Raw genomic sequence first — 15,115 nt, forward strand, 5'->3', positions numbered from 1 at the left:
CTGGTTTCAGCTATACAATCCCGTGGAGGATTCCATACGAAAGGATATTATTAATAGAGCAGCCTCGGCCCAATGTCCAGTACTGGTATTACTTTGTGATGTACCCACCTTTGGTTATCGTCCCAAAGATTTTAGGAATGGATTAGCCCTGCCACCAAAAATGACCTTGACAAATATTTTACAAATACTCCAAAAACCAAGATGGGCTTTTGAAACCCTAAAACATGGTCAACCTAATTTTGAAAACCTGAAGCCCTATATGCCAGATGGCTTAAACCTCACGCAATTAGGGAGGTTTATGGATCAAACCTTCAGTGGAAGACTCAATAAGGAACGAATCGCACCCATACGAGACCAATGGAAAGGTAAGTTAGTGCTTAAAGGCGTTAGTTCAGAGGCAGATACCCTTGATGCTATACAATTGGGCTTTGATGGCATTATTGTCTCTAACCACGGAGGACGACAGTTGGACGCTGGCGAATCTACCATAAAACCGTTGCACCATATAGCCGCTAAGTACGGGGACCAAATTGAAGTTATGATGGACAGTGGAATTCGCTCAGGTCCTGATATAGCACGAAGTCTAGCCAGTGGTGCGAAGTTCACTTTTATGGGTAGGTCTTTTATGTATGGTGCCGCAGCCCTCGGGGCAAAGGGTGGAGATCATACTATCTCCATGTTAAAAGTTCAGTTAAAACAGGTTTTAGATCAATTATGCTGTGAAAAGGTAAGCGATCTACCTAAACATTTAATTTAAAATACGAAGTAACCTATGACCACACCACATACCGCAGTAGAAAATATGGAACAAATCCAATCAGGAGAATACGAAAGACAACCGGTGCCTGATTCGAAATTAAAAGGTTGGAAAAGCTTTTTAGGCATGTATGCTGGAGAGCATGCCGCAGGAACCGAATTTGTGATAGGTCCTTTGTTTTTAACTACTGGAGTTTCAGCCTTTGATCTTATTGTCGGCCTTTTATTAGGAAATTTCATGGCTGTACTGAGCTGGCGATTTTTAACGGCAGAAATCGGTACAAAGTTTCGATACACCCTTTATTTTCATTTGGAGAAAATCTGTGGTAAAAAATTAGTGACCTATTATAATGTGGCCAACGGCGTCCTATTTTGCTTTTTAGCTGGTGCAATGATTACGGTTTCAGCCACAGCTGTCGGAATTCCATTTAATATGGAAATGCCACAACTCACCGACACCCTGCCCAATGGAATGACTTGGATAATAATTGTCCTTGTGTTAGGAGCCCTTATTTCAATAATCGCTGCCAAAGGTTATGCAACAGTTGCAAAGGCGGCCAATTGGATGTCTCCATTTATCGTCTTAGCCTTTATCGCTAGTGGAATTGTTGCACTCTACCAATTAGAGGTCAGAAGTTTTTCTGATTTTTGGAACCTTTGGGGAGAAGGGAGCGATCCTTTTCCGGGTCAAATAAAATACACCTTTTGGCACGTATTTCTATGGTCGTGGTTCGCCAATGCGGCCATGCATATTGGAATGTCGGATTTATCGGTGTTCCGTTTTGCCAAATCTCCTAAACTAGGATGGACTACCGCTGGTGGTATTTATCTAGGACATTATATCGCCTGGATTGCTGCGGCTCTTTTATATGCAGTGTATTTAAAATCACCTGAAGCACAAGGATTTTTAGCCAATGGTCAAGCACCCACCGTTGCACCTGGTCCCCTGGCCTATAACGCCCTAGGGGTCTTTGGAATTCTCGCAGTGATACTAGCGGGTTGGACCACGGCGAATCCAACAATTTACAGAGCGGGATTAGCCTTTCAAGCAGTAATGCCCAAATTATCCACATTTCGGGTAACCATGTTAGCAGGAAGTTTGGCTACCATCGCTGGTTTATTCCCAGCCTTTGCCATGAAATTATTAGACTTTGTATCGCTTTATGGATTTATTTTAGCGCCCATAGGAGCCGTTATCGTCTTTGATTATTTCTTCTCAGAAAAGGCTGGCATCCAAGCCTTCTATGCAGAGAAGTCTATGAGTAATTTCAACCCAGCTGTATTATGGGCTTGGCTTATAAGCTTCGGGATATTTTACTTTATTTCCATTAAATTTGATATCTTTTTATCATTTGTAACATTACCCACATGGATTTTCTGCGGGATTTTATTCCTGGCTTTTAGCAAGTATTACCAAAAGAAGAAGAATTAACCTCTTTTTAAACTACGCCTTCATCCAGAAGGTATTTTTGGAACACTATTTTAAACATTCCCCCAAGGAGGTATTACTTATGAAGAAAGACGAACCCTTTACAACCTAAGTTCAGATGAGATTCAACAGAGGTCTTCTTACAATACTTTGCCTAGCATTTATAGGCGTTTCTACGGCACAAAACAACGGCTTTTGGCATGATAGCATACGATCGGTTCACTACCTCCCTAAAGGAGATGGTTTTGAGCTAATTCAAGGTCAGCGAAGATTTAATAGAGCCCTTTATGGGACCAATACTGGCTTTAGAGTGGAGGCTGGTGATTTGCCAGAATTCGCCATGTATATGCCTGGTATGGGCGGAAATTTTAAATTGGGAATTGTCTTTGAAAATAGCGTGAGCAAATGGATTACCGCTGCAGATCATATTCAGACCCTCTATCGCTTTGGTGTGATGAGCTATCGCATCAAAGATCCCTTACTTAAAGGTGGTGAGATTCTTCTTACCCTTGCCGCCTTAGCAGATTCTGAAGGTTTCATACTTAAACTAGAGCCCCAAAACCTTCCTGAAACGGTCTCACTGCATTGGGTTTATGGCGGTGCTAGTGGTAAAAAGTTTTGGCGAAATGGTGATATTGGTGCAGATTCAGAATCCGTTTTCTATTTACATCCTGAGTACTGTATAGACAATAATTACCAAATTAAGCAGACTTCGTTTAAGGTTCATTACGGGTCCCAGCATAACAAACAAAAAACGGGTAACAACAGAAGCATGTATGGCGTATTTCCTGAGTCAGAAGTGAGACTCGCCTCTGCAAGTGACCAGCGAAACCCTTTCGTAGTTTATCATTCCAAAGAGGATCGTTATCCCTTGATCACGGGAAGGTTGCATAGCACCAAAAAAGTACAGTACTGGAAATTTGAGAATGGTGAAAAATTTCCAGATCAAACGCAACAGACACTTGAAAATGAATTCACCTCCGCCCTGCAAACAGCGAACAGAAAAGCTTCTATTGTAAAGGTCCATACTCCCGATCCCTTTATCAATACTTTGGGTGGAGCACTATCTACCGCAGCAGACGCTATTTGGGAGGATCCTGCTTTTTTACACGGATCCGTTGCATGGCGTATGCATTTAAATGCTTGGAGGGGTGCTTCGGTAGCGGATCCATTGGGTTGGAAAGACCGTGCAAAATCTCATTTTTACAGCTATGCGAACTCCCAGGTATTGCATCCTGTTACAGGACCAGTAGTACCGGATACCACTAGGAATTTTGCCAGACAAAAGGAAGAAATTGGAACCTCCATGTTCAGTAGTGGTTACATCAGTAGGCACCCCAACAAAAACACCGTTGCCCATCATTACGATATGAATTCAGTATTTTTTAATCAAGTACTGCGACATTACCTATGGTCAGCAGATATGGAATTTATGGAAAAGATGTGGCCCTATCTCAAACGGCACCTCGCATGGGAGAAAAGAAATTTTGACACCGATAATAACCACCTCTATGACGCTTATGCTTGTATTTGGGCAAGTGATGCCCTTCAATACAGTGGAGGGTCGGTTAGCTATTCGAGCGCCTATAATTTAAATGCCAACAAATTAGCATATGCTATTGGTAAAAAATTGAATAAACCATCACAGGAAATTGCGCCCTATAAGCTAGAGGCTCAGAAGATTCATAAGGCAATGAACGATCAATTATGGGTTCCACATAAGGGGATCTTCGCCGAATATAAAGACATTCTAGGAAACCAATTATTACACGATCAACCAGGGGTATGGTCAATTTACCATCCCATTGATGAAGGTGCCGCTACTCCCTTTCAGGCCTATCAAATGCTCCGATACATAGATACGGAAATACCCCATATTCCAGTAAAAGCCAAAGGATTATATTTGGAAGATTTAGCTTTAATATCCACCACCAACTGGCAACCCTACACCTGGTCAGTTAACAATGTGGCACTAGCTGAAAATTTGCATACTTCCTTAGCCTACTGGCAAGGAAATCGACCTGAAGCGGCCTTTAAGCTCTGGCAAAGTGCCATTGTAGAGAGCATGTACCTCGGGGCTTCACCAGGAGGCTTTCAGCAACTTTCTTTCTATGATGCCATGCGAGGAGAACTTTACCGAGACTTCGCTGATCCGATCGCAATGGCAGCTCGCAGTTTAGCAGAGGGCTTATTTGGTATAAAGCCTGATGCCTTATCAGATACCTTAAATATCCAACCAGGATTTCCATCCAAGTGGAAGCATGCATCGATTTCATTACCTGACCTACACTACAGTTACACCTACCAACATTCTAGTAGTCATTACCGTATTACCCCAAGATTGGAAAATCCCATGGCACTAAAGCTAATTGTTCCAGCTAAAAAACAACAGGTAGCCTATATTAAAATTAATCAACAAATCACCACCAATTGGCTTGTGGACACTACAGCTCTAGTTACTCCAAAATTAATTATCAATGCTCCTTACACCCCTGAATATGCTATTGAAATTAAATGGAAAGAAGACCATATCAAAGAACTTGAATACAAGAAGAAAATTACTGTAGGAGAACCTTTCGAGCTATCAAATGATGATGTAAACTTTATTGATCTCTACGACCCTCAAGGCGTATTTCAATCGACGCAACTTAAGGACCACCACCTAAAAGGGAACCTTGAAAATAACACCGGGCACAAGACCTTTTTTATAAAGCTCCAACAAGGAGCCTTTCAGTGGTGGGAGCCCATTAATATGCTAATTAGCCCAACGATAGAAGTAACAAAATCATCCTCATCATCCAAAGGATCACACATAAGCTTTCAAAACAACCAAAAGTCAGTGTCTGAACATGCGCTGATACTGAATCATAAAGCCCTTGATAAAAATAAAGTATCCCTAGAAAAAGGAGCATTATACTTAAATGCCGAGCAGCTTGTTCCTGGAACGAATAAGGTAACTATCAAAGGATCCTCAGAACACCATTTTTCAGTACAAAATTGGGATATCAAGGCCAAGGCAAAGGATAAATTCATAACCATTGACCTAGCGCCTTATTACAATCAAAAGGTGCGTGAGATATTTAATCAACAATACAGTTCCCCAAGGGTAAATTCCCCTACGCTTCAGTTACCCTTACAGGGAATCGGTAACTGGTGCTACCCTAATATCGCACCCGAAATAGATGATACGGGGCTTAAAAATATGGCTGCAAAAAACAAGGGAACAATTTATTTTCAAAACATCCCATTTGCCATTGCACCTAAGGATCGTAACGATATTGTCTTTACCTCCATGTGGGATAATTATCCAGAAACCATAAAAATTCCACTTTCTGGAAAAGCTAAACATCTTTATTTCTTAATGGCTGGTACTACAAATCCGATGCAATCTCAATTAGTAAACGGGCACATCAGGGTACATTATAAAGATGGAAGCACCTCAGAACTATTGCTTAAAAATCCAGATAACTGGTGGCCTATTGAACAGGATTATTACATGGATCAATACGCTTTTAAAATCTCCGCAGATCCTCCTTTGAGACTTCATTTGAAAACCGGAACATTCCATCGTCAATTCAGTGAATATAGCTCCATAAAAGGTTTTACCAATTATGCTATAGAGGGCGGAGCTGCCACAGTGTTGGATTTGAGCATAGATCCAACGAAAGAACTCGACCACTTAGAATTAACCACCATAGCAAACGAGGTAATTATAGGCCTTATGAGTCTCACTTTACTAAAATAGAATACCATGAAAACGATCACGCAATTCTCCCTGAAAACCACCTTCATTCTATTAATGACAACCACCTTTGTGCTTGCTCAAAAGATTGACCGAAGAGCCTTAGTAGATCGTCACCAAGTAGCAGTTACTACAATGGATACTTTGGCTTCACTCAGTATTGGCAATGGTCAGTTTGCCTTTACTGTGGATGCAACAGGGCTGCAAAGTTTTCCAGGGTATTACCAAGGTGGGATTGCATTGGGAACACAAGCTTCTTGGGGCTGGGATAGTTTTAAAAACCCCAAGGATTATACCTTTGATTTGACCAATAAGGAATACGATCAATACGGCCGAAAAGTACCCTATTCGGTACAAATAAAATCCCCAGAGCGACAAAAAAATGCGGTAAATTGGTTTCGCGAAAACCCACATCGTTTACAACTGGGCAATCTTGGTTTTGAGATTATCAAAGAAAACGGCCAGCTAGCAAGACCTGAGGATATAGATGCTATTGACCAACGCTTAGATCTATGGAGTGGTATTATCTACAGCGAATTCAAAGTAGAAGGTTCTTTAGTTCAAGTAGAAACCATAGCCCATCAAAACCAGGATGTGGTTTCTTTTAAAGTCACCTCTGATTTAATTACAAAAGATAGGCTTCAAATTCGATTTCGCATCCCCTATCCTAGCGGACAGTGGAAAGACACAGGGGTACGCTGGCAAGCGGACTTGAATTATAAAACCACCTTAAAGAAAAATGGGAAAAACAAGGCGCTTGTTACCCATCAAATGGACTCACTTACCTACTATGTTCATTTTCAATGGGATGATCCCAATACTAACCTATCCAAAAAACAGGATCATGATTATCGCATCATACCAGAGAATACTAGTTTTTCAATGAGTGTCGATTTTAGCACTAATGAGACTAAAAAAGACCTTCCTAATTTCAAGCAAACTCGTGTGAACAGTGCTGAAAATTGGGAGGCTTTTTGGGAAAGTGGAGCCGCCGTTGATTTTTCAAAATGTAGTGACCCGAGAGCTTTTGAATTAGAACGTCGCGTGGTATTATCCCAATACCTAACCAAAATACAATGTACTTCCAATGAGCCTCCCCAGGAAACTGGACTCACCTATAACAGCTGGTACGGTAAGCCTCACCTTGAAATGCATTGGTGGCATGGTGTTCACTTTAGTCTGTGGGGTCGTAGTGCGTTACTAAAAAAATCCATGCCTTGGTATGAAAAAGCAAAGCACAAAGCATTCAAGCTAGCTGAACGTCAAGGGTTTAGTGGACTTCGATGGCAAAAGATGACCGATCCTTTCGGTAATGAAAGTCCTTCTTCCGTTGGTTCATTTCTAATTTGGCAACAGCCCCATTATATTACCTTTGCGGAATTATTATATCAAGAAAATCCTTCAAAGGACATACTAGACCAATATAAAGACAAGGTATTTGCCACCGCAGAATTTATGGCTTCCTTTGCACATTACAATAAGGAATTGGATCGTTATGAACTGGGCCCAGGAGTTATTCCAGCACAGGAACGCTTTAAAGCTATTGAAACCTATAATCCCACCTATGAATTAAACTATTGGCATTGGGGATTAAAAACAGCAATTGCCTGGAAAAATAGACTTGGAGAAACGCCCCCTGCAAATTGGATAAAAGTAGTGGAGAAACTTTCCGACCTTCCTGTCTTAGCAGATGTATATTTGGCCACAGAGAGTGCCCAGGACTCCTATACCAATGCGGAGTTCAAAACGGATCATCCATCGGTACTAGGGACCTTAGGGATGCTGCCCTTAACAGAAAAGGTCGATTTACAGATTATGAGAAATACCTTTGATTTGGTATGGGAGAAGTGGAGTTGGGAACAGACATGGGGTTGGGACTTTCCAATGACCGCCATGGCCGCCACAAGGTTGCACCTACCAGAAAAAGCGATAGAAGCACTTCTGATGGATGTTCAAACCAATACGTATCTAAAAAATGGACATAATTATCAGGATGAGCGATTAACCCTCTATCTGCCTGGTAACGGTGGCCTGCTAACAGCTGTTGCACTGATGTGCGCTGGCTGGGAGGGGAATACGGTAGAAAACCCAGGATTTCCGAAGGATGGAGGCTGGGAGGTGCAATGGGAGGGTCTTCGCGAAATGTTTTAATTAATATCGGCACCAAATCACCATTTCTGTAACATTCCACTGCCTATAAAAAATGAAGGCCAGGGCGGCTGATTATAACCAGAATTCTGCCATATCACAGCCATGCGATATTGAAGATCCTGCATTAATGTTGGAATTCGCCATGGAGTTAGATCAGTGCTGGTAAATATACGGAGCGCTCGATGATCCTCTGTTCGGAATATAACTTCTTCTCTCCAGTCTCCAAATAAATCCGCCTGAAGACATGGGGTCGCCTTTGTCCCGTTATTGGAGTGACACTGTTCTGCTGTAAAAATTGTTCCAACTCCATATTTGGTAATTTGATTGCCATCGAGTAACTCCCTTTGCAAATCACCATCCCACCAAATGGCAAAATTAATAGAGGGGATGTGCGCAGAAAGCTGTTCTCCATACATATTATACACGCCCATAGGACCCTTGGCCCAGAATTCCGTCCCCATACTAGTGGAATCGATATCAGCAGCTAATGCACGCCCTACGTCAATGGTATTTTTGTGTTGCCATATAATCTCACCTGTCTTTGCCTTACGAAAAGTAACTCCATCGCGTTTATTTTCATGGGGAGAAAAAACCTCTAGGCCAGGAATTGTAGGATCGAAATCAGAAACGTGTAAGGCATCTCCATGTCCTAATCCCGTTGTGTATAGGCCTTGTCCATCATCATCAATGGTCATAGAACCATATATGATCTCTTGTTTGGAATCCTGATCTACATCCGCAATACTAAGGCTATGATTCCCTTGCCCTGCGTAAGCCTTGTTTGCTGGAGTATCTGAATCGAACACCCAGCGTTGTTTCAACTCCCCATTTACCAAGTCCCAGGCTACAATTACACTTCTTGTATAGTACCCTCTGCACATGATTAAACTCGGATGTTTCCCATCTAAATAAGCCGCAGCAGCTAAGAAACGATCGGATCTATTCCCATAATTGTCTCCCCAAGATCCTACCGCTCCCCTCTTTGGAACATAGGCTACGGTAGAGCGCAGCGCGCCTGTTTGACCATCAAATACACTTAAATACTCAGGGCCTTCAATAATCCTACCATCAGTATTGCGATAATCTGCAGTAGGATCTCCTAAAATATTTCCCACCCCATCAATTGTCCCATCAGCAGTTTTACAAGCCACCTCAGCTTTTCCATCTCCATCCAAATCATACACAACAAATTGCGTATAATGCGCACCAGCACGAATATTAACACCTAAATCAATACGCCATTTTCGTTCTCCTGACAAACTATATGCATCTAACAATACATTGCCAGTGTATCCATTATGAGAATTGTCTTTCGCATTGGAGGGGACCCACTTTAAAACAATTTCATATTGGCCATCTCCATCCAAATCACCTACACTGGCATCATTTGCACTATAGGTATAACGCACCCCATCAGGAGTCACTCCTCCTTCAGGTCGCTGGATGGGGATTTCCAAATAATGCTGATCCCAAACCTGGGTTTTTGCAACAACTTTAGCAGATTGAAACAACGTGGGATCTGAAGCAATTTCCAAACTATACAAGCCATTAACCTGAGTTGTATCGATAAAATTGGTAGAATTTACTATAGGAGAATCATTGAGCAGCACCCCATCTCTATATAAATTAAACCCAATTCCTTTAGGATCCTGCTTAAAGAGCCTCCATCCTATATATACTTGGGAATCGCTAGTGCGAACAGCAACCAGGGCCCGTCCTAAATTTTCTATCGGAGCCTGTGAATGAACCACAGACAATCCTAAAATTAAAAACAAGCAAGCAAATAAACCATATTTTATCATTACACAGGTATTTTAAAGAGTAATAGTACCTATTTCTATACTGTAAAACATCCCCATGTATCCCCCAAATAATCATATAATCGACCCCGCTGCCAAAAAAGAAGCGTCTGTTTTCAATCCATTATGCCTCGCGCATTATGGGTGATTTTTCAACCATAAAAATTCACCAAAAACCTTTGTTATTCTTAAAAGAAAGGAAGTGAAACTTATTTAATTGTGAAATAATCCAGAAAAAAATTTCAAACCTTATAATTGATACCTATATTAGTTCGCTTCTTATAAAGAATCAAACTATAAACAATTATTTCAATGAAACTAAACATTAAATTACGGCATCAAACCTTGCTATTGCTCCTAGGTGCTGCCATGGTTTTTTCCTGTAAAAGCAACACAGAGAAAAAAGAAACAATTCCCGTTGAAGAACCCGTTGCTACCACAGAGGATACATCCCAAGAGTGGATCTATCTATTTGATGGAACCTCCACAGAGGGATGGAGGGGATATAATATGGACTCCCTTCCTCCTGGATGGATTGTTAAAGACAGCACCCTGACTTTTGACACCGAACTCGGATTGGAACAAGATTACACTGGCGGAAAGGATATTATTTACGCTAAGGAAGAGTTTGATAATTTCGAATTATACTTGGAATGGAAAATTCCAGCTGGTGGAAACAGTGGTATATTCTACCACGTAAAAGAGGGGTATGATGGACCTCCAGTGGTCTCACCAGAATACCAGTTGATCGATGATGAAAACTATGAAAACATTCATGATCTGACAGAGTACAACCTATCTCTGGGATATACAGAAAATCCAGAACAATTAAAACCACTACAATCTACCGCTGCAGATTACGCCATGCACCCGCCAAAGGCTGATAAAATTTTACATCCTGCAGGAGAATGGAATACATCAAAGATTGTCTTTACTCCAGAGCGCGTTGAACATTGGCTCAACGGAGAAATGGTTCTTTCATTTGTTCCCTGGGATGAGGCTTGGCATGAGAAGAAAAACTCAGACAAATGGAAAAACAGTCCTGATTACGGAAAGTATAAAACAGGGTTTATTGGGCTTCAAGATCATTCAAGTCCAATATGGTTTAAAAATATAAAAATTAAAAAATTATAATCTAATTTCTCTCATCATGGACAAAAGAGAATTTCTCAAAAAATCAAGTTTAGGTACCTTAGGACTTATGTTAGTGCCAACACTAGCAGAAGCCGCTTTAAAAGGTAAAACCATCAGGACAGCACATATTGGATTAGGTGTTATGGGTAAGGAGGATTTAAAAGCGATCGCATCGCATAAATCGGTAGAAGTGGTAGGACTTTGCGATGTGGATTCGAATCTACTAGCCCAAGCCAAAGCCATGTATCCAAATGCTAAAACATATACCGATTACCGCACCATGTTACAAGAGATGGAAAAACAAATAGATGCGGTGGTGGTATCCACTCCAGATCATACCCACGCGCCTGCCTCTATGTTAGCCATGGAATTGGATAAGGCCGTTTATTGTCAAAAACCCTTAACCCATTATGTTTCTGAATCCAGGGCGATGAATAAGTTAGCCGCGGAAAAAGGACTAGTGACACAGATGGGCATACAAGTCCATTCGTTTTACGATTATAAACTTGCCACCTTGCTTATTCAATCCGGGATCATTGGAAAGGTACACACCGTGAGAGCATGGTCCCCTAAAAATTGGGGATATGATGGCGGTGCTCCAGAGGGGCAAGACCCTGTACCGCCAAATTTAGATTGGAACTTATGGCTTGGCACCTCTAAGGACAGGCCTTATAAAGAAGGGGTTTATCATCCAGGAAACTGGCGAAAACTAGTGGATTATGGATGTGGAACACTTGGAGATATGGGGGTTCATATTTTTGATACACCTTATAATGCACTTCAATTAGATGTACCGAGAACCATTACCACGCAATGTAGGCCATCCAATGGTTTTAGTTTTCCAGAGAACAATATAGTAACCTATGAATTCCCTGGAACAAAATATACGACTGATTCTTTAAAATGGGTATGGTATGACGGGCCAGGAGCCCCAGAGGCGCATGAGGATTTATTATTACCGCTAGTGGAAACAACACCAAAGCAAACAGCAGCTAAGGAAGAAAATCAACAAAGTGTTGAGGATAAAACATCCTTGGAGGTGGTAGCCGCTGAAAATGGTACACTACCAGAACAAGGTGCGATGTTTATAGGAGATAAAGGAAGGTTATTACTCCCTCACTTTATGCAGTTACCACAAAAGATTGTCGATGGTCAGTATGTTGATATTTCAAAAGAGATTGAAAAGATTAGCAGAAAGCACAAGCTTGGTAAACCTGTTAGAAATTACAGCACAGAAGGGCCTAAACACTACCATCAGTTTATAGATGCCTGTCTTGGAAAAGACGAATGTACAGCGCCTTTTTCATACTCGGCTCGACTAACAGAAACCATTCTTTTGGGAACCATCGCTGGAAGATTCCCTGGAGAAACGCTGCATTGGGATGCAGAAAATGCTCGATTCAAAGAAGATAAAGCTAATCAATATTTATCTGGTGAATACAGAGATTTTTAATGGATTATCCCATTTAAAAAATAAAAAAAGGTGATTTAAATTGCCGACTTTCTATACAACTGGACCAACATGTATTAAGTTATGTGTTGGTCTTTTTTTTTCTTCCATTTTACCCTTAGAAATCTTTGTTTAAAAAATGTCGTAGAGCGCAACAGCTCCGCCTTAGCAGACTTTGGACAAATCTTCGACATAAATGACAGGGGTTTTGACAAAATTGGCAAGCTTTTGTCAAGTGTCAAAAGACCTATCTCCCTTTAATTTGCCCATAAGAAAATGATCCTGAGGGTGTCAAGCTAACTTCCTCGATGCGCAAAATCATTTTTTAAAACATGCTCATCGCGATTTCATTGGTGTCATTGGGAAGTGGCTCCAATAATCGCAGAGAATTTTTTCTTCCCACAACGTAAATAGCGGTGAACTAGCGGCCTTGGAATTTTATTTCCTTCTCGCCGCAGGGAACCCTGATGTCCAATTTTAATAAGAAAAAAAATGAAAAAATTAGTTTTAGGAGTCCTTCTTTTATCCATCACACTGGCCATGTATTCTTGTAGCCATGATAATGTTTCTGACACAGAAAGCCTTTATCATCATCAAGCCAACGATGATGACGCAAATACTGGAGGAGATCCAGATGACCCAGAAGGCGTTTAATTGAAATTAATTCATAAATTTGAGGAATGCGAAGTACCCTATTCACATTCCTCATATTACTATTAATGATAACCTTACAGATCTCATGTGAAAAAGAAATCAAACATGGCGATCCGCAGGTTTCCATAAGTTATATAGATTCCTTGCATGAGCAAGCATACCAGCTAAAGGATTCCTCTAAAATTGATGCTGCACTTCATACCAACTATAGAGCGCTCCGCCTTATTGAAAACCGTTCCGATTCTGCCCTTACAAAAATACTCCGGCAAAGGATTGTCCTTTTTGGAAACAAAAGATCCTTGGACAGTGCCCTAATTTATGCCAATAAATTGTTCTCCCTTTACCAAAAGTCAAAAGACTCTTTTGGTATGGCCGATGCCATGTATCTAAAAGGTTTCTATTTTAATAAAAGTAATCAGAAAGACTCTGCCTTAATTAATGCCTATCAGAGTGTTGAATTATACAAACAATTAAAGGACAGCTCAAAGGTTTACAGTCGTGCAAAATTACTTACCTTAATTCTACAAACACTCGGCAATTATGAAGAGGCTGAGTTAACTGCCGTTGAAAGTCTTACTTTTTTAACAGATAAATCAGACAAAGAAGAACTCTCTAGAACCTATAATTACATTGCCATACTCACAAAATCTAGAGGGAATTTCAATGAAGCGTTGTACTGGTATGAAAAAGCGTTAGAACTCACCACCGATAAGCACCATAGGAACAACATAAGAAATAATATTGCATTAGTACAAATAGAACTTCAGAATTTTAAAATTGCTTTTGATATACTAAGTGACCTTAGGGCAGATTCTATCCATGACTTTTCGAAAGACCTTCGATATAAATCCCGAATACTCAACAACTGGGCATTTGCCAAAAGTAAGCTCGGCCACACAGACGCTGAGTCATACTTATTACAAGCCCTAGCGATGCGCAAACAAAATAACATTGCCTATCGCCTCAATGGAAGTTATATTCGTTTAGCCGAGCACTATGCCGACAGGTTAGATCCCAAGGCAGTTAATATGGCTAAACTAGCTTATCAAACTGCTAAAACTTATAATAATCCTGATGACCAACTAGCGGCCCTTTCTATTCTTATTGAGACAGCGAAAGAACCCAGAGAATATGCTATCTTATACAGAGATCTTAGTGATAGTATTTATAGGGTTAGACAGGGTAGCAAAAACCATTATGCCAAAATTAAATACGACGTCGAGTACAACAGACAAGAAAATAAAAACCTAAAAGCAAACGCCCTTATACAGGAACTTCAAGTATCAAAAGCGCAATCACGTAATTTTTATTTAATACTCATTTTTATATTCACCGTAACGGGTTTTTATCTCTTGTATAGAGGTCTAAAAAGAAAGCATCTACAAGAAAAAGAGATCGCTGCCTATCAAGCAGAACTCTACATTTCAAAAAAAGTTCATGACGAGATAGCAAACGATGTCTTTAATCTCTTGACTCGTACTCAAAATGACGCCTTAAACACCCCTTTTAAATCCTTTCTTTTAAGTGCCATCGATAATCTTTATCGAAAAACCCGAAATATCGCGCGGGACTTCAGTGATATTCCTGTGGGTATAGAATTTAAAGATACCCTCGCTGATCTGCTTTCAAATTACAGTAATAAAGACACCCAAATACTCAATAAAGGTGTGAAAGATATTCCTTGGGAAAATATCAGTGAAGACAAACAAAGAGCCTTGTACCGTATCCTACAAGAACTACTGATCAACATGAAAAAACACAGCCAGGCTAGTTTAATCATGATCAATTTAAAGATGGAGGGCACTTGTTTGACCGTCCGTTATTCTGATAATGGAATTGGGACCACAAAAGAGAGTCTGACCAGTGGTCATGGTATTAAAAATATGCAACAGCGCCTAAAGACCGTTAAGGGGGAAATTAATTATGATCATTCCGAGGGGCCTGGAACTAAAGCCACGATCACCATACCAATTTGATATGCTAATGATCCGCCCTTTAAG

9 protein-coding genes are annotated in these 15,115 nt (G+C 40.6%); 8 read left to right on the forward strand and 1 reads right to left on the reverse strand.

What is annotated here, in order from left to right; translation table 11 throughout:
• From VKY50_RS09645 to VKY50_RS09660, 4 genes are all read left to right on the forward strand, one after another.
• Nucleotides 1-757 (forward strand): alpha-hydroxy acid oxidase (locus tag VKY50_RS09645; RefSeq protein WP_324301278.1); only part of this gene is annotated, 757 nt, incomplete at its 5' end.
• A 15-nt stretch (nucleotides 758-772) separates the two neighbouring features.
• Entirely contained in the window at nucleotides 773-2,188 is a 1,416-nt protein-coding gene (locus VKY50_RS09650) for a purine-cytosine permease family protein (protein WP_324301280.1), read from the forward strand.
• A 115-nt stretch (nucleotides 2,189-2,303) separates the two neighbouring features.
• Nucleotides 2,304-5,930, forward strand: coding sequence for a DUF4450 domain-containing protein (locus VKY50_RS09655; RefSeq protein ID WP_324301282.1), 3,627 nt, complete (start codon nucleotides 2,304-2,306; stop codon nucleotides 5,928-5,930).
• A gap of 6 nt (nucleotides 5,931-5,936) precedes the next feature.
• Nucleotides 5,937-8,078 carry a hypothetical protein gene (locus tag VKY50_RS09660; protein ID WP_324301284.1) on the forward strand — a complete coding sequence of 714 codons (2,142 nt, stop codon included), beginning with the start codon at nucleotides 5,937-5,939 and terminating at the stop codon, nucleotides 8,076-8,078.
• A 17-nt stretch (nucleotides 8,079-8,095) separates the two neighbouring features.
• On the opposite strand, the gene VKY50_RS09665 is transcribed toward VKY50_RS09660, so the two are convergent.
• Complete coding sequence (locus VKY50_RS09665; RefSeq protein ID WP_324301286.1) at nucleotides 8,096-9,880, reverse strand: rhamnogalacturonan lyase; 1,785 nt, start codon at nucleotides 9,878-9,880, stop codon at nucleotides 8,096-8,098.
• A 309-nt stretch (nucleotides 9,881-10,189) separates the two neighbouring features.
• On the opposite strand from VKY50_RS09665, the gene VKY50_RS09670 reads away from it, so the two are divergent.
• From VKY50_RS09670 to VKY50_RS09685, 4 genes are all read left to right on the forward strand, one after another.
• Nucleotides 10,190-11,011, forward strand: a complete 822-nt coding sequence (locus VKY50_RS09670; protein WP_324301288.1) for a 3-keto-disaccharide hydrolase — start codon at nucleotides 10,190-10,192, stop codon at nucleotides 11,009-11,011.
• 16 nt (nucleotides 11,012-11,027) lie between these two features.
• Nucleotides 11,028-12,464 carry a Gfo/Idh/MocA family protein gene (locus VKY50_RS09675; protein WP_324301289.1) on the forward strand — a complete coding sequence of 479 codons (1,437 nt, stop codon included), beginning with the start codon at nucleotides 11,028-11,030 and terminating at the stop codon, nucleotides 12,462-12,464.
• Nucleotides 12,465-12,953: 489 nt separating this feature from the next.
• Nucleotides 12,954-13,115, forward strand: a complete 162-nt coding sequence (locus VKY50_RS09680) for a hypothetical protein (RefSeq protein WP_324301291.1) — start codon at nucleotides 12,954-12,956, stop codon at nucleotides 13,113-13,115.
• A 65-nt stretch (nucleotides 13,116-13,180) separates the two neighbouring features.
• Nucleotides 13,181-15,091, forward strand: coding sequence for a tetratricopeptide repeat-containing sensor histidine kinase (locus tag VKY50_RS09685; RefSeq protein WP_324301293.1), 1,911 nt, complete (start codon nucleotides 13,181-13,183; stop codon nucleotides 15,089-15,091).
• Nucleotides 15,092-15,115: the final 24 nt, after the last annotated feature.

The sequence above is a fragment of the Galbibacter sp. genome (assembly GCF_035306585.1).
In the GTDB taxonomy this organism is placed as follows: Bacteria; Bacteroidota; Bacteroidia; order Flavobacteriales; family Flavobacteriaceae; genus Galbibacter.

What these genes read in the sequence shown, in the direction of transcription:
- VKY50_RS09650 (WP_324301280.1), top strand. Translation starts at nt 773, where the DNA reads ATGACCACACCACATACCGCAGTAGAAAATATGGAACAAATCCAATCA.
- VKY50_RS09655 (WP_324301282.1), top strand. Translation starts at nt 2,304, where the DNA reads ATGAGATTCAACAGAGGTCTTCTTACAATACTTTGCCTAGCATTTATA.
- VKY50_RS09660 (WP_324301284.1), top strand. Translation starts at nt 5,937, where the DNA reads ATGAAAACGATCACGCAATTCTCCCTGAAAACCACCTTCATTCTATTA.
- VKY50_RS09665 (WP_324301286.1), bottom strand. Translation starts at nt 9,880, where the DNA reads ATGATAAAATATGGTTTATTTGCTTGCTTGTTTTTAATTTTAGGATTG.
- VKY50_RS09670 (WP_324301288.1), top strand. Translation starts at nt 10,190, where the DNA reads ATGAAACTAAACATTAAATTACGGCATCAAACCTTGCTATTGCTCCTA.
- VKY50_RS09675 (WP_324301289.1), top strand. Translation starts at nt 11,028, where the DNA reads ATGGACAAAAGAGAATTTCTCAAAAAATCAAGTTTAGGTACCTTAGGA.
- VKY50_RS09680 (WP_324301291.1), top strand. Translation starts at nt 12,954, where the DNA reads ATGAAAAAATTAGTTTTAGGAGTCCTTCTTTTATCCATCACACTGGCC.
- VKY50_RS09685 (WP_324301293.1), top strand. Translation starts at nt 13,181, where the DNA reads ATGATAACCTTACAGATCTCATGTGAAAAAGAAATCAAACATGGCGAT.